Annotated in this window: 20 protein-coding genes; 16 read left to right on the top strand and 4 right to left on the bottom strand. The window is 45.6% G+C overall.

Annotation, left to right across the window (positions count from 1 at the left end; translation table 11 throughout):
* The first annotated feature begins 38 nt into the window (after positions 1-38).
* From GON05_RS35795 to GON05_RS35755, 9 genes are all read left to right on the top strand, one after another.
* Complete coding sequence (locus GON05_RS35795) at positions 39-1,880, top strand: sigma-54-dependent Fis family transcriptional regulator (protein ID WP_157326258.1); 1,842 nt, start codon at positions 39-41, stop codon at positions 1,878-1,880.
* A 122-nt stretch (positions 1,881-2,002) separates the two neighbouring features.
* Complete coding sequence (locus GON05_RS35790) at positions 2,003-2,962, top strand: 2-keto-3-deoxygluconate permease (RefSeq protein ID WP_157326257.1); 960 nt, start codon at positions 2,003-2,005, stop codon at positions 2,960-2,962.
* A gap of 33 nt (positions 2,963-2,995) precedes the next feature.
* The gene (locus tag GON05_RS35785) at positions 2,996-4,306 is read left to right on the top strand and encodes a four-carbon acid sugar kinase family protein (protein ID WP_157326256.1); all 1,311 of its coding nucleotides are present in this window, start codon (positions 2,996-2,998) and stop codon (positions 4,304-4,306) included.
* Complete coding sequence (pdxA, locus tag GON05_RS35780) at positions 4,303-5,301, top strand: 4-hydroxythreonine-4-phosphate dehydrogenase PdxA (protein WP_157326255.1); 999 nt, start codon at positions 4,303-4,305, stop codon at positions 5,299-5,301. The genes GON05_RS35785 and pdxA overlap by 4 nt, the downstream gene beginning before the upstream one ends.
* Positions 5,302-5,438: 137 nt before the next feature.
* Positions 5,439-5,942 (top strand): GNAT family N-acetyltransferase, encoded by a 504-nt coding sequence (locus GON05_RS35775; RefSeq protein ID WP_157326254.1) that lies wholly within the window; start codon positions 5,439-5,441, stop codon positions 5,940-5,942.
* Positions 5,943-5,959: 17 nt separating this feature from the next.
* Positions 5,960-7,831, top strand: a complete 1,872-nt coding sequence (locus tag GON05_RS35770; RefSeq protein ID WP_157326253.1) for a heparinase II/III domain-containing protein — start codon at positions 5,960-5,962, stop codon at positions 7,829-7,831.
* A 121-nt stretch (positions 7,832-7,952) separates the two neighbouring features.
* A complete protein-coding gene (locus GON05_RS35765; RefSeq protein ID WP_157326252.1) occupies positions 7,953-8,387 on the top strand; it encodes a YciI family protein in 435 nt (144 codons plus the stop codon).
* Positions 8,384-9,670 carry an RNA polymerase sigma factor gene (locus tag GON05_RS35760; protein ID WP_181646456.1) on the top strand — a complete coding sequence of 429 codons (1,287 nt, stop codon included), beginning with the start codon at positions 8,384-8,386 and terminating at the stop codon, positions 9,668-9,670. The genes GON05_RS35765 and GON05_RS35760 overlap by 4 nt, the downstream gene beginning before the upstream one ends.
* The gene (locus GON05_RS35755; protein WP_157326251.1) at positions 9,651-9,992 is read left to right on the top strand and encodes a DUF1801 domain-containing protein; all 342 of its coding nucleotides are present in this window, start codon (positions 9,651-9,653) and stop codon (positions 9,990-9,992) included. The genes GON05_RS35760 and GON05_RS35755 overlap by 20 nt, the downstream gene beginning before the upstream one ends.
* Positions 9,993-10,051: 59 nt before the next feature.
* On the opposite strand, the gene GON05_RS35750 is transcribed toward GON05_RS35755, so the two are convergent.
* Together GON05_RS35750 and GON05_RS35745 are read right to left on the bottom strand one after the other, a co-directional pair.
* Positions 10,052-11,854: an ABC transporter ATP-binding protein gene (locus GON05_RS35750; protein WP_246239779.1), complete on the bottom strand. Its 1,803-nt coding sequence runs from the start codon at positions 11,852-11,854 to the stop codon at positions 10,052-10,054.
* Positions 11,855-11,885: 31 nt separating this feature from the next.
* The gene (locus tag GON05_RS35745; RefSeq protein WP_157326249.1) at positions 11,886-13,634 is read right to left on the bottom strand and encodes an ABC transporter ATP-binding protein; all 1,749 of its coding nucleotides are present in this window, start codon (positions 13,632-13,634) and stop codon (positions 11,886-11,888) included.
* Positions 13,635-13,812: 178 nt separating this feature from the next.
* On the opposite strand from GON05_RS35745, the gene GON05_RS35740 reads away from it, so the two are divergent.
* Positions 13,813-14,628, top strand: a complete 816-nt coding sequence (locus GON05_RS35740; RefSeq protein ID WP_181646455.1) for a nucleotidyltransferase domain-containing protein — start codon at positions 13,813-13,815, stop codon at positions 14,626-14,628.
* A 47-nt stretch (positions 14,629-14,675) separates the two neighbouring features.
* Here the strand turns inward: GON05_RS35740 and GON05_RS35735 are convergent, their stop codons facing one another.
* The gene (locus GON05_RS35735) at positions 14,676-15,251 is read right to left on the bottom strand and encodes a CBO0543 family protein (RefSeq protein WP_157326247.1); all 576 of its coding nucleotides are present in this window, start codon (positions 15,249-15,251) and stop codon (positions 14,676-14,678) included.
* A gap of 158 nt (positions 15,252-15,409) precedes the next feature.
* On the opposite strand from GON05_RS35735, the gene GON05_RS35730 reads away from it, so the two are divergent.
* The gene (locus GON05_RS35730; protein ID WP_157326246.1) at positions 15,410-15,712 is read left to right on the top strand and encodes a hypothetical protein; all 303 of its coding nucleotides are present in this window, start codon (positions 15,410-15,412) and stop codon (positions 15,710-15,712) included.
* A gap of 15 nt (positions 15,713-15,727) precedes the next feature.
* The gene (locus GON05_RS35725; RefSeq protein ID WP_157326245.1) at positions 15,728-16,186 is read left to right on the top strand and encodes a hypothetical protein; all 459 of its coding nucleotides are present in this window, start codon (positions 15,728-15,730) and stop codon (positions 16,184-16,186) included.
* A gap of 72 nt (positions 16,187-16,258) precedes the next feature.
* On the opposite strand, the gene GON05_RS35720 is transcribed toward GON05_RS35725, so the two are convergent.
* Positions 16,259-17,137, bottom strand: coding sequence for a LysR family transcriptional regulator (locus GON05_RS35720; RefSeq protein WP_127457218.1), 879 nt, complete (start codon positions 17,135-17,137; stop codon positions 16,259-16,261).
* Positions 17,138-17,272: 135 nt separating this feature from the next.
* Between GON05_RS35720 and zwf the strand changes: the two genes are divergently transcribed.
* The 4 genes from zwf (at position 17,273) to GON05_RS35700 (ending at position 23,380) form a co-directional block, all read left to right on the top strand.
* Positions 17,273-18,796, top strand: a complete 1,524-nt coding sequence (gene zwf / locus GON05_RS35715) for a glucose-6-phosphate dehydrogenase (protein ID WP_157326244.1) — start codon at positions 17,273-17,275, stop codon at positions 18,794-18,796.
* A 46-nt stretch (positions 18,797-18,842) separates the two neighbouring features.
* Positions 18,843-20,192, top strand: coding sequence for a glucose-6-phosphate isomerase (locus GON05_RS35710; protein WP_157326243.1), 1,350 nt, complete (start codon positions 18,843-18,845; stop codon positions 20,190-20,192).
* Positions 20,193-20,207: 15 nt separating this feature from the next.
* Positions 20,208-21,626 carry an NADP-dependent phosphogluconate dehydrogenase gene (gndA, locus tag GON05_RS35705; protein ID WP_127457221.1) on the top strand — a complete coding sequence of 473 codons (1,419 nt, stop codon included), beginning with the start codon at positions 20,208-20,210 and terminating at the stop codon, positions 21,624-21,626.
* A 122-nt stretch (positions 21,627-21,748) separates the two neighbouring features.
* On the top strand, positions 21,749-23,380 hold the full coding sequence (locus GON05_RS35700; RefSeq protein ID WP_157326242.1) for a hypothetical protein: 1,632 nt from the start codon (positions 21,749-21,751) through the stop codon (positions 23,378-23,380).
* Positions 23,381-23,399 lie beyond the last annotated feature (19 nt).

Here is a 23,399-nt window from a genome sequence, read left to right as displayed (position 1 = left end):
TGTAAGATCATTTTTTCACAAAAGGGGACTCATTTCGTATGCAAATCAAAGTACTGGCGATCGCTCCATACCCCGGACTAAAGGGTTTAATTGAAAATATCGCAAAAGAGGAGCCACGAATAAAGATCGATATCGAAGTTGCGGATCTTCATAATGCTCTTCCTATTGTCCACGCTGCCAAAGGAAAATATGATGTCATCTTGAGCCGTGGGGGAACCTCAACACTTATAAAAAGTCAGGTAACAACGCCTGTGGTCGATATTCCAGTCTCCGGATACGATATTTTGAGAGTGCTCACATTGGTGAAAAATTCAAATAGCAAGGTAGCCATCATTGGCTTTCCTAATATTTGCCGCGGTGTCGCAGAGGTATCCAGCCTGCTCGATTATGAAATTCCCATCTATTCGGTAGATCGGGCTGATGATGTTCCTGAAGCGCTGCAAAAAGCTTTTGAAAAGGATGCCCAAATCGTGCTTGGAGACGTTGTCACTGTCAATACAGCTGAGCAAATGGGCTATAACGGCATTCTGATTACCAGCGGACGGGAGTCGGTGCTTGAAGCGCTTGAAGAGGTGAAAAGGATCTATGAATTCGTCTGGAAAGCCCAGGAGAGCGAACATTTATTTGAGCATATTCTGGAGCACCACCGGACGGGCGTCATGGCAGTCAACGAAAGCGGCGGCATTCTTTATGCCAATGAGGCAGCTGCTTCATTATTAGGTTATAACAGCGCTGTGATACGCGGGATGAATCTGGCCGGCATCGATCCGATATGGAGCCGTTATTTGGAGGAAGCCGGTAAAGGAACAACGAGCGACGTAAATAAGCAAACAAAATGGTTTCAAAAAAGGCAGGTAAGCATTGAAATCATCGTGCCTTCCAAGCAAAATCGGCTAAGCTACCAATATTTCATTTATTTATATCCATCAGAGAATCAACTGAACAGTACCGCTACTTACAATTTCCAAGTAACCGACCGGATTGCTACGTTTGCCCAGGTAATGGGCTCCAGCAGTGTCATTATGCAAGCAATCAAACGTGCCAAGGCGATGGCGCAGACACGCAATCCCATTTGGATATCGGGAGAAGAGGGCAGCGGGAAGCAGCTATTCTGTCAAGCCATTCATTCCGCTAGCGAGAGCGCAGGGGACGCGCTGTACATCATTCCTTGCGAGCAATTATCGGAGGAGGAACAGGAGGCGGTTCTACTCGGAACGGATGATTATCCGGGACTTCTTTTCAAAGAATCTGTCGGAACGATTTGTCTGGAAAATATCCAGCATATTAGTCAGCGGTTGCAGCGCAAATTGCTTTCTACCATGAAAACCGGTACGAACGTCCGTCTCATTGTAACTACATCCCACCCGATTAAGCTGATGCTAAAAAAAGAAGAGATGGAGCCAACTTTTGTCCTGGCTTTCATGGATATGTACATCAGCCTACCGCCTTTGCGCGAAAGATTGGAAGATATTGATGAGATCGCCCGTGTTTTAATTGCGAATTATAATTCGCGGCACGGCAAACAAATCGTTGGGATCAGGCAGGAGGTACTGGAAGATGATCTCATGCACAAGCTCTGGCCAGGAAACATCCACCAACTAAGGATCGTCCTTGAGAGCATGCTTGCTTGTACGAACGGTCATTATATCGGCCTGAATGAAGCCAAAGAAGGTTGGCAAAAAGTAAAAGAATCGTTGCAAAATGAAGCATCCAGCCAATTGGCGACGATCAATTTATCAGGGACTTGGGATGAAATTGAGCAGCGCATTCTTTTGGAAATATTAGAAAAAGAAGGCATGAACCAATCGAAAGCTGCAAAACGGCTAGGAATTAATCGATCTACCCTCTGGAGAAAGTTGAAAGATGTGTTGCAAATTTAAACGATTGACCCCGTTGTTATCGTAGAACACCTGTCTTATAATCATCACATGGGCGATAACGATTAAAGGTGTTGCATATTGCAACTATATGCTCAACAAAACTTCTTAGGAGGAAGCACACCATGAGAATTAAGGCAGCCATTGATCGGATTCCCGGGGGTATGATGATTGTTCCGCTCATTCTGGGGGCTATTATTACAACATTATTCCCTTCAATGGGAAAAACATTTGGATCTTTCACAGGCGCATTGATGACGGGGTCTCTGCCAATTTTAGCTGTATTCTATGTCTGTATGGGTTCAACGATTAATTTTAAAGCAACCCCTTACATTTTGAAAAAGGGTGGAACATTGCTTGGAACGAAGATTTTAACAGCAATCGTTGTTGGTTTTGTAGCCGCTAAGTTTCTAGGCAACGGCATGATTAGCGAAGGCTTTTTCGCCGGCATTTCCGTATTGGCAATCGTAGCGGCCATGAATGATACAAATGGCGGATTGTATATGGCTTTAATGGGGCAATTCGGCAAGAAAGAAGATGTTGGCGCTTACTCTGTCATGAGCTTGGAATCGGGGCCATTCTTTACGATGATTTCTTTAGGTATCGCAGGTTTAGCCGCATTTCCATGGCAGACCTTCGTTGGTGCGATTTTGCCATTAATCGTAGGTATGATCTTGGGGAATTTAGACAAAGAAATGCGTGAGTTTTTATCCAAAGCTGTACCTGTTTTAGTTCCATTCTTTGCTTTTGCATTGGGAGCAGGTTTGAATCTTCAGACGGTTTGGAAAGCCGGTTTCCTTGGCGTATTGCTTGGTATTGGCGTCGTCGCTGTGACGGGTCTTACTTTGACACTTATAGACCGCTTGATTGGCGGCAACGGCATTGCCGGTATATCAGCCGCTTCGACAGCAGGAAACGCAGCAGGTGTACCGGCCGCTGTAGCCGCGGCGAATGCTGCCTATGCTCCGCTTGTACCCTCTGCAACCGCATTGGTAGCTTCTTGCGTGATCGTGACTGCCATCCTTGTGCCAATCGTAACCGCTTGGTATGCCAAAAAAATTGGAGCTAAGAGCCAAATCAACTAAATCGTTCGAGATTTGCATGGGAGGAACTGCACCATGAAACAAATTGCCATCATTGCAGATGACTTGACCGGAGCTTCCGACTCAGGTGTACAATTTGCAAGAAAAGGGCTGCAAACGCAAGTGTTTTTTGATATCGAGCAAATTTCTAAATCACAACAGACGATGGAGACAATCGTCATTGATACCGACAGCCGTTCCACTCTGCAAGAGATCGCGTATGCCAGGGTGAAAGAAGCGGCACGTCATATCGATCAAGCGGCTTTCCCGCATATTTATAAGAAAATGGACTCTACGCTTCGAGGAAATCTGGGCGTTGAAATCGACGCTGTGATGGATGTCATTCCGTATGACTTTGCTGTCGTTGCCCCGGCTTTCCCTACAATTGGCCGTACCACATTACAGGGTGTACATTATCTGAACGGTGTTCCGGTCAGCGAAACCGAAATCGCCAATGACCCTAAATGTCCAGTCAAAGAATCCGATTTAGTGAAATTATTTGCTTCGCAATCCAATCGTAAAGTCGGCCTTATTCCTTTAGAAATCCTACATGCAGGAAAAGATCAGGTGCATCTAAATATTCAATCACTCCTTGAGACAGAAACGGAACTCATCGTTTTTGATGCTGTAACGGAAGAAGATGTCCAGCATATCGCGGAATGGGTTGCCCAAACCAGCTATAAAATACTATGGGCGGGTTCTGCTGGATTGGCTGATTTCCTGCCTGATGCTTTATCGCTTCCTGTTTGTACAAGTGATTCTGCGCCGCAATTATCAGGCGGGACGAAACCTGTGATGTTAGTCGCAGGAAGCATCTCACAGGTGACTCGCGGGCAAGTGGCCGCTTATAACAGTGATCCGCAAGTCATTGCTGTAGAATTAGATACGGTACAAGCGATTGCTTCCGAAGAAGGCTTAAAGGCTGAGATTGAACGATGTGGGAGAGAGCTTCAGACTGCATTACGAAACGGTTTGGATGTCTCCCTATGCGCAAGTTCATCTCCTGATCAGGTTCGATTGACGAAGTCAGCAGGTTTACAAAGAGGATTAGACTCGACGGAAGTATCCAATCAGATCTCGCATATTTTGGGTGCAATCGCCTCAGAAATTATGGAGAGTATCGAGCTGCAAGGGGTTATTTTAACAGGAGGAGATACGGCAAAAGGTGTATGTAAGCATTTGGGCGTATCTTCTATCCAATTGATAAAAGAAATAGAACCAGGTATCCCGTTAGGCCTCCTAGTTCGTAAACAACCCGTATGGGCAGTTACAAAAGCGGGAGCTTTCGGGAAAGAGCATAGCTTATCCAAGGCTAAAAAAGCATTAAAGGGGGAAACATTTCAATGAATAGACCAATTATAGGCATTACGATGGGTGATGGAGCAGGTGTAGGCCCGGAAATCATCATGAAATCACTGAAAGATGCCCAAATTTATCAGACTTGCCGTCCTTTTGTCATTGGTGATGCTAAATTATTAGAGAGAGCGGATCAGTTCGTTCAAACAGGTCTTCGTGTTCGCCGAATTGCCTCTGTGGAAGAAGCGCAGTTTGAGCCCGGAACAGTGGATTGTTATGATCTAGACTTATTGCCGGCTGATCTTCCAATTGGCCAAGTATCCAAAGAAGCCGGACATGCCGCATTCATGTATTTGAAACAGGCGATTGAACTGGCTAATGCGGGAGCAATTGATGCGATTTGTACCGCACCACTGAATAAAGAAGCGCTTCATAAAGGTGGACACATTTACCCAGGCCATACCGAAATTTTGGCGGATTTGACGGGTACCGAGGATTTCTCCATGATGCTTTCCGCACCAAAATTGAAAGTCATTCATGTCACGACTCACGTTGGTATTCTGGATGCTGTACGTATGATCAATCCGGATCGTGTCTATAAAGTCATCCGAATGGCTCACGAAACTTTGCAAAAAGCCGGCTATGTGTCGCCTAAAATTGCCGTCTGCGGGATCAATCCGCATGCAGGAGAGAACGGACTTTTTGGTTACGGTGAAGAAGACGAAAAAGTCGTTCCGGCCGTCAAAAAGGCGCAAGAAGAAGGCATTCAAGTCGTAGGACCTCTGCCTGCAGACACGCTATTCTTCCGTGCAACGCGGGGAGACTTCGATATCGTCGTTGCCATGTATCATGATCAAGGACATGGTCCGATCAAAGTATTAGGCCTAGAAGCCGGCGTAAATATTACCGTTGGTCTTCCAATCATTAGAACCAGCGTAGATCACGGTACGGCGTTCGATATTGCCGGCAAAGGAATTGCTGATGATCAAAGTCTGAAAGAAGCGATTAAGCAAGCGATTGAGTTAGCTCCTAAACGCGAACAATAAGAGTTCGGTTCATAAACCTCTGGATAAGGCCATTGTGCCGTGTTCAGAGGTTTTTTGCCGTTGGATCTTAAAAGGGTTTAATAATGAAATGAAGAATAGTAAAAGACAGGAAATTAGAAGCCAGGAGGAGTCGAGTGATGTATATAAGAGTTTTGGAGGAGTTCGATGCCAGGTTGTATCAAGAATTACGATTAAAAGCCTTGAAACTCAGCCCTGAGGCTTTTGGCTCGACTTATGAAAGAGAAGTGCAATTAACGTTGGATACCTTCGTAGAGCGAATTAAACCAATGGATGGGAAATTTGTACTTGGCGCTTTTGATGAAAACGGATCGCTGGTTGGCAGCGTAAGATTTGTTCGAGATACCGGCATGAAAAGCAACCATAAAGGAAATGTCTATGGGATGTATGTCGCACCGGAAGCAGGCGGGCAAGGTTTAGGAAAAAAACTGATGCTGGAATTGATTAGAAGAGCAAGCAGTTATGAGGGAATGGAGCAAATCAATTTAATCGTTCTGTCTGACAACGTTATTGCCAAGAAACTGTACAAGTCCTTAGGTTTTGAAATCTATGGTATTGAACATAAAGCATTGAAGTATAACGGGCAGTATTTTGATGAGGATTTAATGGTTCTGTACATATAACGTAGAGGATGAAGCCGATGTTAGCAGATCGTTACGATGCTGAAATTGTGAAAGAGGTTTTGCTGTCCAGGGAGCTTTATAAACCTTTTCCAACTAGTGAAGATCGATCAGAATGGTCTGAGCTTCCACAGAATCTGAAACGGTTTTGGATTAATAAGGGCGAAAACAGGCTCAATTATTCATGGCCGACGATGACAGCCTCACAGTACATGGACTTCAGTAGAACTGGGAACCGCGTTAGATATGACACAGTTTTATTGGATCGAAGACAGGATCTTGCTTCTTTGGTTATTGCTGAATGTATTGAGAACCAAGGGCGTTTTATGGACGACATCGTCAATGGGATCTGGTGCATATGCGAAGAAACATTTTGGGGAATCCCTGGACATGGTTATATGATGAGGAGACAGGATCCCCTACCCGATGTATCAGACCGAATCATTGAACTATTCGCTGCTGAAACGGCAGCACTGCTGGCTTGGACGTATTATCTTCTGAAAAATAAACTGGATGCTATGAGTAGGATGGTATGTGAGCGTATACATCTTGAAGTGAAAACCCGGATTCTTGATCCCTATTTACATCGTACTGATTTCTGGTGGATGGGATTCCATCAAGAGAAAATGTTGAACAATTGGACTCCTTGGTGCAATTCCAATTGTCTGATGGCCTTTTTACTCTTGGAAGACGACCAGCAGCGTCGTGAAGCAGCGGTTATCAAAGCGATGTGTAGTTTAGACATGTACATCCAACGACTGCACCCCGATGGGGGATGTGAGGAAGGACCGAAATATTGGATCTTTGCTGGAGGCATGCTTTTAGATTGTCTGGAACTGCTATATGGTGCTACGAATGGAAAGTTGGATGTCTTTCAAGAGCCTCTGATTCAAAATGTGGGTCGTTATATTTACAAGGCGTATATTGATGGCTCCTTTTATGCCAACTTTGCTGATTGCTCTCCTAAAGTTCAAGTTCCAGCAGATCTCATGTACCGATATGGGCTCAGAATTGAGGATGCTAGACTGTCTGGACTTGGGGCTATAGAGTTGAAGAAAAAGCGTGAGAAATCAACATTCGTGCAGTTTTCCATCATGTATCGTCAATTGTCAGCCATCTTTCATTACTCAGAAATGGAGCAGTATATCGGTGAATTTCCTTACCTTAGGGATACTTGGTTTGCCGGGATGCAAGTTATGGCTGCGAGGGAGCAGGAAGGTTCTTCCGATGGACTGTATCTCGCGGCTAAGGGTGGTAACAATGATGAGAGCCATAATCACAATGACATTGGACATTTTATCGTATATTGCGATGGTTCTCCCATGATTATTGATCCCGGGGTAGGGACCTATACGTCGAAAACATTCTTTTCAGAGCGTTACAGCCTATGGACGATGCAGTCTGCTTATCATAATCTGCCGCTTGTGAATGGGGCCCAGCAGCTGGCTGGCAGACCATATGAAGCTGATCAAGTCCATTATCACCAAGAGGCGACAATGGCTTCGATCACGATGAACATAGCAAAGGCCTACCCGGAAGCTGCAGGGATCACTAGTTGGAAACGTGCAATTAAACTCATTCGTGACTCAAATCCGTATATTGAAATTCATGATCAATTTCAATTAACGCACATGTCAGACGATATTACACTAGTGTTCATGACCCCACATTCACCGCAGATCGAGGGGATAGGCAGCATTGCGTTGCAAGATGTGAACAATCATGGATTAACTATCCGATACAATGAAGAATTGTTTGCGATTTCAGTCGACACCATTATTCTGGACGACGAAGTCATGAGAGAGGCATGGGGTAGCCAGTTGTACAGGATCATGCTTAGTGCAAAGACAGCTGTAAACCATGGCGATTCTATTATCAAAATAAGTAAATAAAATTTTTTTTGGTAACGTGTTGATTCTGCCATTTTTAATTCGTCGTTCTTATAGAGTGTAAGATTCTTCCCAGATGTCATGCAGCTGGCAAAACCAATACAAAAATCGGAGGGATACATTTATGAGATTCATGATGATCGTTAAAGCTACAACAGATTCAGAGGCAGGGAACAAGCCAAGTCAAGAGCTGCTTGACGCTATGCAAAAGTATAATGAAGAATTAGTGCGAGCAGGCGTTTTGCTCGCTGCCGATGGCCTGCAGCCAAGCTCTAGCGGCATACGGATTTCTTACCCGGAACCTGGTGGCAAACCGAAAGTGGTTGATGGCCCGTTCACTGAAGCCAAAGAAATGATCGCCGGGTATACGTTAATTGAAGTTAAGTCCAGGGAAGAAGCGATCGAATGGGCGATGCGCATGCCGGATCCTCATGGTTTTGGCCAAGGGGAAATTGAACTCAGACAGGTGTTCGAGATGGAGGAACTAGCGGACAATCCGGAAATACTTGCGAAAGACGCAGCCCTTCGTGAGCAAATACGGGAGCAGCATAAAGCGTGAACTTGTCCCAAACTCATCGAACCCTCGATACCATATGGCGAATCGAATCGCCTAAAATTATCGCGGGATTAACGCGAATGGTGCGCGATGTGAGTCTCGCAGAGGATCTTGCCCAGGATGCTCTGGTGATTGCTCTCGATCGATGGTCCGATCACAATATTCCAGATAATCCGGGCGCATGGCTGATGACAACGGCCAAACGGCGAGCCATTGATCATATGCGCAGAAATAAACGACGTGATCAAAAGTATATGGAGATTGGACACCAGATGGAATTATTTAATGAAAATGAACATTGGGACGGGGAGATCGGTGATGACATCCTCCGATTGATCTTTATGACTTGCCATCCCAGCCTATCGCAGGAAGCAAGAGTTGCACTGACCCTCCGCCTGTTATGCGGGCTTACGACGGGAGAGATTGCGCGATCTTTCCTCGTTGCGGAGTCAACGATTGCCCAGCGAATCGTGCGGGCCAAGAAAACCCTGAGTACGGGAAAGGTTCCCTTTGAAGTGCCGACTGAGGAACTTAAAGACCGTCTGACTGCTGTGCTTGAAGTCATTTACCTCATGTTCAATGAAGGGTACTCGGCAACATCGGGGCAGCATTGGATCCGCCCCTTATTGTGTCAGGAGGCATTGCGGCTCGGACGTGTTCTGGCTGAGATTGCAACGGAGGAACCTGAGGTGCATGGACTTGTCGCCTTGATGGAGATTCAATCTTCCCGGTTTAAAGCACGGGTTAACACCGAGGGAGAACCCGTGCTTCTCATGGATCAAAATCGAGCACGTTGGGATTATTTACTGATTCGACGAGGTTTGATGGCTCTAGAAAGAAGCAAGAAGCTAGGTAAGCCTCTTGGTCCATATACACTTCAGGCCGCAATTTCGGCCTGTCATGCACAGGCGCGGACACCTGCAGAGACGGATTGGGTCCGGATTGCTGCACTCTACGAAGCGCTTTCGAGGGTATCACCGTCGCCGATTGTTGAGCTAAACCGGGCTGTGGCTATTTCAATGGCGTTTGGTCCAGCATTCGGATTACAGATTGTTGACGAGCTGCAGTCGGAGCCATCCTTAAAGGAATACCATTTGTTACCGAGTGTTCGCGGTGATCTCTTGGTTAAGTTAGGACGGGATGATGAGGCCTGCAAGGAATTTGATCGCGCCGCATCCATGACAAGGAATGAACGTGAAAAGGAATTTTTATTGAAACGGGTGGAAGAAATTAAATCTGCAAAGTTAGCAAAGGAGAAGTTACAATATGAATCCGGAAGTAACTGATTTTATTGAGGCGTTGAAAGAGCCGTGGCAGAGGGACATGTCTGTCAAACTGCGACAAGTTGTCCATGAAGTCGTCCCGGACGTGCATGAACGCATGCAATATAAGAAACCACATTTTTTGAAAAATGGCAAATACGCCGCCGTCATATCTACGTCCAAAGACGCTGTAAGCTTCACCATTTTTAATGCTAATGGGTTAACTTTCCCGAACGGACTATTCGACGGTCCACCGGAAAGAAAGACGATGAAGCTGAAGCAAGGGCAAGCCTTTGATCCCGAGCTGTTGTCCTCCTTAGTTAGCCAAGCTGCTGCAGGACTTTAAGCTAATATTGTCAAGAAAACAGCCCCAGGTATGCTAAGCATCCTGGGGCTGTAGTGTGTCTATTCCGCTGCACTTTCGAGATTTTTAAACTGATTGGAAAACATCCGGGAATACGTACCATCTTGGCCCATCAAAACGTTGTGACTGCCTTGCTCGGCGATTTCGCCACGATCAATAACCATAATCGTATCCGCATCCCGAATCGTATTCAACCGATGCGCAATAATGAAACTCGTGCGCCCTTTCATGATCGAGAGGAGGGCTTCCTGAATATGCAATTCCGTCCGCGTATCAATGCTGCTCGTCGCCTCGTCCAGAATGAGAATGGAGGGATCCGCCAGGATGACGCGCGCAATCGCAAGCAATTGGCGTTGCCCTTGACTTAAATTACCGCCGTTCTCGGAGAGCGGGGTGTCGTAACGCTTCGGCAGCCGGCTAATGAAGGCATCAGCATTCGCGAGCTTCGCAGCGGCAACCACTTCAGCATCGCTGGCATCGGGCTTGCTGTATTTGATGTTCTCCTTAATGGTGCCGGAGAACAGATACGTATCCTGCAGCACGATGCCGAAACTGCGGCGTAGACTGTCACGCGTGTATGATTTAATATCGCGTCCGTCAATCAAGATCGTACCGCTTGTAGCGTCATAGAACCGGGTCACCAAATTGACAATCGTCGTCTTGCCTGCGCCTGTTGGTCCGACGAGTGCGAGGCTGCTGCCAGCCGGCGCATCAAAGCTGACTTGATTGATAATCGGCATATCCGGCCGATAGCCGAAGGTGACGTCCTGGAAAGTGACATGTCCGACGGGTTTTACCAGTTCGATCGCGCCGGGCTCATCTTCAACTTCTTCCGCTTCGTCCAAAACTTCAAAAGCACGTTCTGCCCCTGCAACACCCGATTGCAGCACGTTGTACGTGTTCGCGATCTCATTAAGCGGCCTCACGAATTGGCGCGAGTAGCTCAGGAAGCTGGCAATAACGCCGACGGTGATGTGGCCTTTCACGGCTAGAATGCCGCCGACAATCGCAACTGCGGAGAAGCCGATATTATTGATAACGCTGAGGAGAGGCATCAAGAAACCGGACCAGATTTGCGCTTTTAGCCCAACCTCATAAAGCTTTTCGTTCACGTTATTAAATTCATCGATAGCTTTCTTCTCACGGTTAAAGGCTTTAACAACGAGAAGACCGGAAATCGTTTCCTCAATGTGGCCATTCAGCTTACCGAGCTGTGCCTGTTGGCCTTTAAATAACACGCTCGTTCGCCTGGTAATGGTTTTGGCGAGGAAGAACACGAGTGGCACGGTAATAAGGCTCGCCAGTGTCAGGGTAGGGCTTAAGATCAACATCATCACTAACGATCCAACGATGGCTATGGATCCTGACATCAGCTGTGTAGTGGACTGTGAGATCGAGTTGCTCACGTTGTCAATATCATTCGATAGCCGGCTCATGATATCCCCGTGAGAGCGTCCGTCGAAGAAAGCAAGAGGCAGCTTTTGCAGCTTCGCAAACATCGTTTGCCGGAGTCGCTTCACGACGCGCTGTGCCAGCCCGGCCATGACCCAGCTCTGCAGGAAGGTAAGTCCGCCATCCGCAATGTACGTAGAGATGAGTACGATCAGCGTCACATTTAGGACACTATAGTCAACTTGGCCTACAGCCATTGCGTCAACGGCTACACCAATGAGATAAGGGCCGGCCAAGGTTAAAGCGGAGTCGGCAATAATGAACAGAAAGACGATCGTCAGCCATTTTCGTTCGGTGCCTAAATAGGACCATAGACGGCGTAGGGTGCCTTTAAAATTTTTGGGCTTCACGGCAGGAGCGCGGCCTCCCCGACCAATCGGCCCCGTGATCATCGGGACGTCAGGGGCTGGTTGACGCGATCCTTCATTCGGCTTTGACATGATGAGGCAGCTCCTTTCCGAATTGAGATTGGAAAATTTCTACGTAGACGCGGCAGCTCTTCATCAATGTCTCATGTGTGCCGATGCCGACAATTTCGCCATCGTCCATCACTATGATTTTATCTGCGTCCATCACCGAGGTAATCCGCTGCGCAATGAGTAGACAGGTGACACCAGATGCGAAAGATTTCAGAGATTCTTTAATGTTTGTCTCCGTCGTCGTGTCCAGGGCGCTTGTACAATCGTCAAGAATCAGTACATCAGGCTTGCGAACGAGCGCACGGGCAATCGACAATCGCTGCTTCTGGCCGCCAGACAAGTTCACGCCGCGTTGGCCAAGCATCGTTTCATACCCCTCGGGAAACGAAGTAATAAAGCCATGGGCTTCTGCCATTTTGGCAGCTTGCATAATCTCGTCAAGTGTTGCATGCTCATTGCCCCAGCGTAAATTCTCTTCAATCGTTCCACTAAACAGAATTGATTTCTGCGGTACGATGGCAATCTGATCACGCAGCTTAGCAGGATCAAGTTTTCCAATGTCCACTCCGTCTACACGGATCGTACCGGCGCTTGTATCATAGAATCGGGGGATAAGGCTCACGAGACTGCTTTTCCCGGACCCGGTAGATCCGATGATACCAATTGTTTCACCGGGCAGGCAGGTGAAGTTAATATTTTTCAGTACAGGATCTCCAGATGCACCCTCATAGGCAAACGAAACGTTTTCAAAATCAATCTGACATCCTTGACGACCAGTTGGCAGTGCAGCAGCGACGTCCCATGTCATGGTATTGACCTGATCGAAAACTTCGCCGATTCGATTGGCAGAGGCTTTAGCTCGCACGAATAGGTTGAAAACCATGGAAATCGTCATCAGCGCAAACAAAATTTGTGTCATGTAATTGACGAATGCGACGATATGTCCAACTTGCATTTGACTGTTATTCACGCGCCAGGCTCCCAGCCATAACACGGCAGCGATCCCGAAATTGACGCTGAGCAGGATAGAGGGGTTAAAAATAGCCAACAGCCTCGTCACCCTTATGGATTTGTTCTGATATTCGATATTGGCCTGTTGAAACTTTCCCGTCTCGTGATCGAACCGGTTAAAGGCTTTGACGACGCGTACGCCGGATAGATACTCCCGCATTACCCGATTGACGCTGTCCAGCGCCTTTTGCACGCCTACAAACCGAGAAAAACCCACTTTCAAGTTCAACGCAACGAGCACGCCGACAATTGGGACAACGATGAGCAGTACGACGGACAAATTAGGGTTGAGTCGCACAGCCATAATGAGACTCCCGATGCACAGAAGGGGAGCTTTAACAAAAATGCGCATAAGTCCATTTACAAAATTTTGCACCTGCGTCACATCATTCGTCAATCGCGTAATTAATGACGCGCGTTCGAATTGCTCGATATTCGCGAACGAGAGCGATTGGATTTTTTCGAATAAATCCCTTCTTAGCTCCGTGCCGAATTTCTGTGAAACATGGCTTGCCACAATATTGCGCATCGAGGCTGCAACAGCCCCAAACGCGGTGATGATCAGCATCAATCCGCCCATACGGAGCACGTAATCCAGCCGTTTCTCCGCAACACCCACGTCCAAGATGTGGGACATAATTGTTGGTTGCAGCAAATCCGCGAGCGCTTCCAACGTCACGAAAAAGACAGCAACCAGAAATAGCTTCCAGTGCTTGCTGACATAAATCTTCATAAAACCCATCGTGTACACTCCTTTTTCCGTGGTCAACCCTTCACTTGAACATTACTCCGATTTTGGCAAATTGTCATCAATAGTATTGTTAAAACTGGAAAAAGGGCGTTTTTATTTTTCTCTTTATTCCAGAGTTTTCAACCTATATCATAAATTGTGAATGAGAGGTGGGATTGGAGGAGGCACGATGGTACCTGCGTTAGTAGAACAAACCATGCATCAGTTAATTCACTCATTAAACACTCGAACGTCGAACATTACAGCTATTTATTTGTATGGTTCAGTTGCGTTAAAAGATTATATCGAGGGTTCCAGTGATATCGACTTTATCGCTATAGTACGAGAACCATTTTCGCAGACGGATGTTCAAGCCATTATCGAAGCTCATAAAGAAGTTGAAGCTGCGATTCCAAATACGGATATTATGGGGGCTTACATCCTTTTCGAGGATCTCAATAGAAAACAGGGTGACATTAAACCTTTATTGACTTACTTTGATAAGCAAATCCATAGAGATGGCAGGGGAGCGGATTTAAATCCGATAACTTGGTGGATAGTAAAAAAACACGGTATCCGAGTGTATGGCTCTGAAATAACGTTCAATTACGATTTGGATAAGGATACATTGCTCAGTTACGTCATAAATAACTTAAATAGTTACTGGTCTGGTTGGATCACTAGGTTAGAGCAAAAATTGCAGACTGTTCTAGAGGCGCAGCAAGAACTTGAATCTCAGCAGCTCGATCAAGCAATCGAGTGGTGCGCACTGGGCATGTTGCGGCAGCTGTTTACGTTAAAAGAGCAGGATATCTCGAGTAAAGTTGGTGCGGGACGTTATGGGCTTCAACATGTACCGGACAAGTGGCATGGGATCATTGAGGAGGCTATAGCGATAAAGCGACTTCAACCCAATCGGTTGTATTCATCACAAATGGAGCGTTTGACTGATTTAATAGCTTTGCTTAAATTTATTCAATTGGAAGCTAATCGTGTATATGAATAAGACTCTAAACCCTCGACTGTTCAAGAGGCTAGAGTCTTTCTTTTTTACTAGGCTTTCCTAGGATTTCTTTGAAAATAAAGAAACAAATCCGTTATCAGCTTGGCAAGGATCGTAACCAGGAAGTAAAGCAGAAATAAATAAAAGTAATTCATTTTACCGTACAGATGAAATAAATCCACGGTTGATAACAATGGTTTTAAAACAAAAGCGAAGGCGGCGCACATCAGTGCACCAAATAAATAGTAATTTTTTTTATGATTCAGGGTCCACTGATAGAGCAGCATCAGCACAACCGGATTAAAAGCAGCATCCATCGTGATACTTGTTGGCAAGTAAGGCATGATTTTATAGGGAAATCCCCAAATATAATTTCTTTCTCCATACAGATGAATATAGGTAGCCATGACATGTACGCTGAAGCCATAGAAACCGATTTGCAACGCTCTCTTGCGATCGAGAACGAACCAGAGAATGACTAAGGGAATAACGAACATAGCCAAATTGACCCAGAATTCCCATGTCTGAGCGTTGGAATATTGTACCCAATAATCGATCCAGGAGTGGGACAGCGACTTCTCTTTATTTAATAATTCCTCGTACACATGCTGTTGCTCTGGCGTCATAGAAGATCTCCCTGCATGTCTTTTTGTTATTATGCGCGCTTCGCACGATTTTACACGGGACGATGGAAAATTTATCTTTAGTTTCGACACCACCCCCTGAAATCGACAAAATACGACGAATCGTTTAAAAGCTATGCATAATTAAGGAGTGAATCAAGATGGCGAATACTTACAAACGCTTCATTCAAAATCAACTCGAAAAAGCGAAATCTACCGCTTCCGAATTCATTACTTCAAGAAGTGACGAGCAAGATGAAGACACACTAGAACTAAGTCCTGACACATATGATCAGCTGAGAGTAATCGCTAATATGCAGCATACGACCGTACAGGAAATCGTCAATAGCATCATTACTCAATACCTGGAAAGCTCCCCCTATGAAATAACCCATATCTCGGTGGATCAAAAGGAAGATAACCCGCTATTGTATTTGGATGGCATTTGCAAATTAGAGGATTAGGAGTGCTGACGACATATGGATAACCACATGAATATACAGGATGCCATTTTCCTGGATGGTACAGCTTTAGCCGCGTTCATGAACCCTGAAGATCCCAGTTATGCGAAAGCTCGTTCTTTGTTTCTGGATTTTCATGATCTGGAACGTAATTACGTGACGACCAACTCGATTATATTTGATCTTCACGAATGGCTGCGCAATGCGTACAGCTACCAGCGGGCCGAATATTTTCTGAGTGCCATCGATAAAGCCGTGAGTAAAGGCAAGTTGACACTGATCTCCAGCAGTCCTGAATTCGAAATGGAATCGCGCAGATTACTGCTAGACAGGCCCGAACTGCGGTTCTCGCTAAGTGAAGCATTCACTGCTGTGACCATGTCCTATTATCAAGTGAAACGGATTTTTACTTTCAATCGCAATTTTATGATGCTTGTTAATTTGGATAAAAGCTTTCGCATCATCCCTTCAAACTAATCATCTTAAGCGAAAAGAGGCAATCCCAGAGTCATTTCATGACGGAGGGAGAGCCTCTTTTTTGTTTGAACTCTATTGAACCAACTCTATGAACCTTCTTGCTGAAATAGAAAGAGGCATGTTGCGCATCGTCATAATCCCTACATGAGTAGGCGGCAGCTTCACATCCAATTGAATTTCGAAGAGGGAGCCTTCTTCCAGCTCTTTCGAAATAAATTCCTTCGTCACGTAGGATATCCCTAGTCCTTTCCGCGCAAACTCGATGAGAAGCTCCACGCTGCCGACCTCGATTTCAGGCTTAAGCTTATAGCCGTAGCTTTGGAATAATTCCGTAATGGCCATTCGTGCCCGGCTGTTGCGCGAGAATAGAATGACGGGATATTGTAGCAGCATTTCCAGGGATAATGTCTCGCCCTTCAACTGTTCGTAACGCGGCCCCGCCACAAAGCAATCCTTAAGCTGAATGCTTTCCCGTACTTCAAGCTGGGCATCAACAATAGGCATACGAACAACGCCCAAATCAATCCTGCCTTCTTTAAGAAAAGAGATAATTTCCGGTGTAGTCCCATGATTCAAGTGCAGCTTGATGCCTGGGTGATTTTGATGGAATTCTTCCAAATACGGGAGTAAATAATGTTTGAAAAGAGAGTCGCTTCCGCCGATCCGCAGCTCGCCGCTGTCCAGATTTTTGAGCGCCGCCATCTTCTCCTCAGCTCTCGATATGAAGTTCTGAGACTGCTCGATGTAGGAATAAAGAATCGCACCTTCTTGCGTTAAAGCAACACCTTTGGAATTCCTGTAAAACAAAGCGAGACCAAAACTGTCCTCCAGCTGCTTGATGGCGTGGCTAACGCTAGGTTGGGTAATATACAGGGCTTTGGCAGCCTGTGTTAAACTGCCTGTTTTCGCTGCCCAATAAAAAACTTTGTATAATTCGTAATTATTTATCATAGATGAGGTCTATATCTCCTCTGAAATATAATGATTTCTTTTATAGGTGGTAATTATATTATAGTGGAGTTACGAAAAAGAAACCAGAGCTTCTAACTGATTGAGGGAGTTCTGTTGGAAGGAGAAGAGAAGAAAATGGAACCTACTACATTTGTCTTATTTGGAGCGACAGGGGATTTAGCCAAAAGAAAGATTTACCCCGCACTGTTTAATTTGTTTGTCGATAATAAACTACCGGAATCCTTCTCTTTAATTGGTCTGGGAAGAAGAGAGCTTTCAGATGAAGCCTTCCAGGCGAATGTCGAACAATCTATCCATACTTTCTCCAGGCGTAAAACAAACAATCCTGACTTATTGAAAAACTTCTTACGCACATTCCGTTATAGTGTACTTGACATAGATCGTAAAGAAGATTATCAGAAGCTGCTGAAGCTCATTGAACAACGGGAAGAAGAACTCCGCATTGTACCGAATCGCATGTTTTACTTATCCGTAGGACCTGAATATTTCGAAAAAATTGCTGCGAATATCAAAGAAAGTGGTCTAGGTACCGCAGATGGTTGGAAACGCCTGGTGATCGAGAAACCGTTTGGCCATGATTTACAATCCGCTCGGGATTTAAATGAGCAGCTAAGCAAAGCTTTTGCCGAAAATGAAATCTATCGTATTGATCACTATCTTGGCAAACCCATGGTGCAAAAACTCGAGGTTATCCAACAGTCCAATCCAGTCCTTCACGCGATATGGGCTAATAATTACATTGCCAACGTTCAGATTACGGCAAATGAAACCGTTGGTGTTGAAGAGAGAGCAGGCTATTACGATCATGTAGGCGCGGTAAGAGACATGTTCCAAAACCATATGCTGCAATTACTAATGATGCTTACCATGCACCTGCCTAATGTCAGCAACTCCGAGTTGGTTCGGTTTAAGAAGAAAAAAGTGATGGAAAACCTCGAACCGCTGCTCAAACAGGATGTTGGCGCCAATGTGATCCGCGGGCAATACAAAGAAGGATCGATTGGAGGTAAGCAAGTCGTAGGTTATACCTCGGAGCCAGGGATTGCCAGCACCTCCATGAACGATACATTTATTGCCGCTAAATTGCAGATCGACGATTTCTTCTGGCGCGGCGTTCCGATTTATATCCGGACAGGAAAAAGAATGCATGAGAAATCAACACGGATCGTCATTGAATTTAAAGAGCCGAATACGAATCTGACTCAACATCATGACGAAAGCCAAGTGCCAAATCTTTTGGTATTTGAAATTAGTCCAAATGAAAGTATCACACTGCAATTAAATTCGAAAGATCCTTCCAAGAACGGGAAATATAAACCTATCCAAATCGACTTTCACGAAAGTCAGGAGGATGTTCCCGAAGCTTATGAAAACTTGATCTATGATGCTTTGCAAGGAGATCCTACGTTCTTTGCGCATTGGGACGAAGTTGAATTGGCCTGGGCATGGGTTCAACCGATCCTGGACGCTTTCCAAGAAAATCTAGTCCCGCTTCATCACTATGCCGCGGGCACGAATGGTCCCGCTGAATCCGATGCCTTATTGGCGGCGAATGGCCATCATTGGTGGTTTGATTCCAAGATTGAACAAGTAAATCAATCAAGTGAAGAAAAATATTTTGCCCATCATACAAACTAATTGACGATTTATTCCCTGCATGCAGGTCTAAAAGGAGAGGTTCCAGATGGCTATTTCATTTAATTATTCCAGCGCTTTACCGTTTGTTCAGCAGCATGAAGTTGATTACTTCAGTGAATTTGTGAAAGTGGCGCATGACATGCTTCATGAGAAGAAAGGTCCAGGCTCCGATTATCTCGGCTGGGTGAATCTGCCGCTTCAATATGATAAAGAAGAGTTTGCAAGAATCAAAGAGGCTGCACAGCGCATTCGTTCCAATTCCGATGCCTTGATCGTCATTGGCATTGGCGGCTCCTACTTAGGCGCAAGATCCGCGATCGAAGCGTTGTCTCACACTTTTCATAATCAAATGGATGGAAATACACAAGTTTATTTTGCCGGTCAAAATATCAGCTCCACGTATATCACGCACTTATTGGAGCTGCTGAAAGATAAAGATGTTTCCTTGAACGTCATCTCCAAATCGGGAACAACGACGGAACCGGCTATTGCATTCCGCATCCTGCGAGATTATATGGAGAAAAAGTATGGGAAAGAGGAAGCCAAAAAACGCATCTATGCGACAACAGACTCTTCTAAAGGTGCGTTGAAAAAGCTGGCTGATGAAGAGGGCTATGAAACCTTTGTCATTCCTGACGATGTTGGCGGCCGTTATTCCGTTCTGACTGCGGTAGGACTTCTGCCGATTGCTGCAGCAGGGCTCGACATTGATCAAATGATGGCTGGAGCCGCGGCGGCTGCACAGAAATACAATAATGCTGACCTGGCTACCAATGAAAGCTATCAGTATGCAGCGGTTCGAAACGCCCTATATCGTAAAGGGAAAAGCATTGAGCTGTTGGCGAACTTTGAACCGTCCTTACATTATGTTTCCGAATGGTGGAAGCAGTTGTTCGGCGAGAGCGAAGGCAAGGACCAGAAGGGTCTATATCCGGCGTCTGTGGATTTCACGACTGATTTGCACTCCATGGGTCAATATGTCCAAGAGGGCCGTCGCGATCTGATCGAAACGGTGCTTTCTGTGAAGAAGCCGAAAATCGAGTTGACAATTGAAAAGGATTCCGCCAATTTGGATGGTTTGAACTTTATTGCGGGCATGACGATGGACGAAGTGAACAAGAAGGCGGCGGAAGGCACGCGACTTGCTCATGTTGACGGAGGCGTTCCGAATCTGATCGTTGAATTGGATGCACTGAATGAGTATACGTATGGCGAAATGGTTTACTTTTTTGAGAAAGCTTGCGGAATCAGCGGCTTGCTGCTTGGTGTGAACCCATTTGATCAGCCCGGCGTTGAAGCGTATAAAGTCAATATGTTCGCTTTGTTAGGCAAACCTGGTTTTGAAGCGCAAAAAGCCGAACTACAAAAACGTATCGCTGCAACTGAGCAAAAATAAGAGGAGGAAATTACGATGAGCAAACAGCAAATTGGTGTGGTTGGATTGGCCGTGATGGGGAAAAACCTGGCATTGAATATCGAGAGTAAAGGTTTCTCCGTTGCTTTATATAACCGTTCTCCTGAAAAAACGAATGAACTTTTAGAGGAAGCGCCAGGAAAGAACTTTGTAGGTACTTACAGCGCTGAAGAATTCGTGCAATCCCTTGAGTCACCGCGTAAAATCTTAATTATGGTTAAAGCAGGCCAACCTACGGACGATACTATCAATTCACTAATCCCTTACTTAAGCCCAGGAGATATCCTCATCGATGGCGGTAACGCTTATTTCCCTGATACGCAGCGGAGAAATAAAGAACTTCAAGCCAAAGGATTCCGTTTTATCGGTGCTGGTGTTTCGGGCGGTGAAGAAGGGGCTCTGAATGGACCTGCGATCATGCCAGGGGGACAAAGAGACGCGTACGAATTAGTAGAGCCAATCTTGACGGCTATTTCGGCCAAAGTGAACGGTGACCCATGTTCCACCTATATTGGAGCAGACGGCGCAGGACATTATGTTAAAATGGTTCACAACGGCATTGAATACGGCGATATGCAGCTTATCGGCGAAGCGTACCACTTATTAAAGGATGTACTGAACTTAAGTACAAGCGAATTGCATGATATTTTCACGGAATGGAACAATGGCGAGCTTGATAGCTATTTGATCGAAATCACTGCCGATATTTTTGCGAAAAAAGATCCGGAAACAGGCAAACCGATGGTGGATGTGATCCTGGATTCGGCTGGACAAAAAGGAACAGGAAAATGGACAAGCCAAAGCTCATTGGATTTGGGAGTTCCATTGTCCATTATTACGGAATCCGTGTTCGCCCGTTTTATCTCAGCAATGAAAGAAGAGCGTGTAGCTGCAAGTAAACGTCTGAATGGTCCCGCGGCGTCAAGCTATGACGGTGATCCGAAGGAATTCATTGAAGCTGTTCGCAAAGCACTCTACACAAGCAAAATCGCTTCCTATGCGCAAGGTTTTGCTCAAATGAGAGCTGCTTCTGACGCGTATGGTTGGGACTTGAACTATGGTAACATCGCGATGATTTTCCGCGGCGGCTGTATTATCCGCGCAAGATTTTTACAAAATATCAAGGATGCTTATGATCGTGACCCTGCATTGAAAAACTTGTTCCTCGACGAGTACTTCGGCAAAATCGTAGACAACTATCAGGATGCATGGAGAAAAGTTGTTTCGGTAGCTGTGACAAGAGGGATTCCGGTTCCTGCTTTTGCTTCCGCGTTAGCCTACTACGATAGTTACCGCACAGAAAGACTGCCTGCTAACTTATTGCAAGCACAAAGGGATTATTTTGGGGCTCATACATTTGAGCGTGTAGATAAAAAAGGCAGCTTCCATTTTCAATGGATGGAAAACAACGAATAAATCGCATAGTCGTGTGTAAGAAGGAAGCCGCATAATTGCGGCTTCTTTTATTTGCGCAACAATCGGATAGGTACTTACGTCTAATAAGCTGTTAGACAAACACAAAGATGAGGAGCTTTGGATTGGGAAATCGTACCTTATGGAAGTTGTTTACTGTTGTGCCGTTTCTGGCGGCTGTGCTCTTGATCGGAATCATACATACGGTGATGTTGGCCAGAGAACAGGTGATGCCGTTCGCAGAACCTTATGGACGAGCGACTTTATTGCCTGAGCTCGCTTCCCAAGCAGGTCCTGTTCAAATGACCGGGAACCAATCTTTTGCCTATCGTTCAGGAAATGAATTGATCTATGTGAAGATTGACAATGAGGGCCGGAGCAGCTCAGTAGTACGACCTGTGCCGGACACGGAGCTTTTTCAGTCCTATCGCCTTATTGGTGAGGCAGAAGCGGTCTGGATCGGTGCGAGCAACAAGTTGTATGCGAGTGAATGGGATAATGGGAACTGGTCCCCGAGAAAATTGCTGACTGAAACCGAAATGAATGGCGTTCAGACCCTACAGGCAGGAACGGACAAAACTGTACTTCTCACATATAACGATGAGGCGCTCTTTGTAGGTATATCGTCTGGAGGGGATGCTTCAGATTGGATAAAGCTTAATGCAAATGGAATTAAGCAGGTACAAGGTTTTATGGATAAAAACGGCATGCTGTCCGCTGTTTATGCGACTAGCAAGGAAGGGAACACCGCCCTGCACGTTGTCAAGCTGGATACCAAATCCGGGAAAACGGTCGTCATGGAGAAGCTCAAAGATTTGGAGTTGGTTAATAGGTATTTAGAGGATTATACGTTGTATGCAGACAACTCTTTACTCAGGGTCGCCTATACGATCAGCTCAGCTAAGTCAGGGAAGAGTAGTTTACAGATGCTCACATTTCCTTGGGATCAACCTGCTGATGTACAAGATGAGCGAATAGATCTTCCAAGCTCTGAGACCAGTGATTCAGATACAATCTTACAACCTATCTTCTCTGAAACAGATACTGGCGAAGCCACACTTATCGTTTCATCCGTTTATGAAAAAAGTCGACGTATGAGCAGCCAAGAGGTGTATCAATTAAGTTTTCATGAAACTCAGCTGGAATCATCAACAAAAATCAGTCAAAATGACGGATTTGCTCAATATCCTAAGCTTGTGCAAAGTTCGGATACTCGCCTAGCTGTTTGGCTTGATTCAGCGAACGAAGCGTCTTACCGTGTCTACTACGCGACAGATCAACAGCCTTACCGGGAGAGGATGAACCGGCTAACAGCAGATGATCTGCGAACAGCTGCCGAGAATGTTCCGCTACTTTGGGGGATCGGCCTTGTCACATGGTTTCTAAGCTTGAAGTGGATCTTCTTGCCAGGTATCTATCTGCTGGTGCTCAACGCTTTTTGGCAGCATCAATACGATTCCCGCCCTCGGTTGCATTTTTTCATATCACTTGGCATGTATGTTGGAGTTAAGGCGCTTTTAGTTGGAGATTACCGAAAGGCTGCGGCGCTTCAAGTGATGCCGGACGTACTCCAGCCTATCCTAGTCTACTTCAGTATGCTGGTTATTATGGCTTTTCTTGCTTATGTAAGTACGCGGCTATGGCGAAAAGGGCTTGGTGATCGTAATATTGGTTTGGAATTGTTCTATTTTGCGCTTCTCGATATCTTTATGACGAATTTATGGTCTTCCTATTTTATGTCCCCTGCAACTTTCTAACGATGAATAAGGCTGCCAC

The sequence above is a fragment of the Paenibacillus anseongensis genome (genome assembly GCF_009757995.1).
GTDB lineage: Bacteria > Bacillota > Bacilli > Paenibacillales > NBRC-103111 > Paenibacillus_E > Paenibacillus_E chondroitinus.
The sequence above is the reverse complement of the archived record's forward strand: the minus strand, read 5'-3'. Positions and strand labels throughout refer to the sequence as shown.

Excerpts from the sequence above, each read along its gene's own strand:
- GON05_RS35795 (WP_157326258.1), top strand. The coding sequence starts at position 39 with ATGCAAATCAAAGTACTGGCGATCGCTCCATACCCCGGACTAAAGGGT.
- GON05_RS35790 (WP_157326257.1), top strand. The coding sequence starts at position 2,003 with ATGAGAATTAAGGCAGCCATTGATCGGATTCCCGGGGGTATGATGATT.
- GON05_RS35785 (WP_157326256.1), top strand. The coding sequence starts at position 2,996 with ATGAAACAAATTGCCATCATTGCAGATGACTTGACCGGAGCTTCCGAC.
- pdxA (WP_157326255.1), top strand. The coding sequence starts at position 4,303 with ATGAATAGACCAATTATAGGCATTACGATGGGTGATGGAGCAGGTGTA.
- GON05_RS35775 (WP_157326254.1), top strand. The coding sequence starts at position 5,439 with ATGTATATAAGAGTTTTGGAGGAGTTCGATGCCAGGTTGTATCAAGAA.
- GON05_RS35770 (WP_157326253.1), top strand. The coding sequence starts at position 5,960 with ATGTTAGCAGATCGTTACGATGCTGAAATTGTGAAAGAGGTTTTGCTG.
- GON05_RS35765 (WP_157326252.1), top strand. The coding sequence starts at position 7,953 with ATGAGATTCATGATGATCGTTAAAGCTACAACAGATTCAGAGGCAGGG.
- GON05_RS35755 (WP_157326251.1), top strand. The coding sequence starts at position 9,651 with ATGAATCCGGAAGTAACTGATTTTATTGAGGCGTTGAAAGAGCCGTGG.
- GON05_RS35750 (WP_246239779.1), bottom strand. The coding sequence starts at position 11,854 with ATGATCACGGGGCCGATTGGTCGGGGAGGCCGCGCTCCTGCCGTGAAG.
- GON05_RS35745 (WP_157326249.1), bottom strand. The coding sequence starts at position 13,634 with ATGGGTTTTATGAAGATTTATGTCAGCAAGCACTGGAAGCTATTTCTG.
- GON05_RS35740 (WP_181646455.1), top strand. The coding sequence starts at position 13,813 with ATGGTACCTGCGTTAGTAGAACAAACCATGCATCAGTTAATTCACTCA.
- GON05_RS35735 (WP_157326247.1), bottom strand. The coding sequence starts at position 15,251 with ATGACGCCAGAGCAACAGCATGTGTACGAGGAATTATTAAATAAAGAG.
- GON05_RS35730 (WP_157326246.1), top strand. The coding sequence starts at position 15,410 with ATGGCGAATACTTACAAACGCTTCATTCAAAATCAACTCGAAAAAGCG.
- GON05_RS35725 (WP_157326245.1), top strand. The coding sequence starts at position 15,728 with ATGGATAACCACATGAATATACAGGATGCCATTTTCCTGGATGGTACA.
- GON05_RS35720 (WP_127457218.1), bottom strand. The coding sequence starts at position 17,137 with ATGATAAATAATTACGAATTATACAAAGTTTTTTATTGGGCAGCGAAA.
- zwf (WP_157326244.1), top strand. The coding sequence starts at position 17,273 with ATGGAACCTACTACATTTGTCTTATTTGGAGCGACAGGGGATTTAGCC.
- GON05_RS35710 (WP_157326243.1), top strand. The coding sequence starts at position 18,843 with ATGGCTATTTCATTTAATTATTCCAGCGCTTTACCGTTTGTTCAGCAG.
- gndA (WP_127457221.1), top strand. The coding sequence starts at position 20,208 with ATGAGCAAACAGCAAATTGGTGTGGTTGGATTGGCCGTGATGGGGAAA.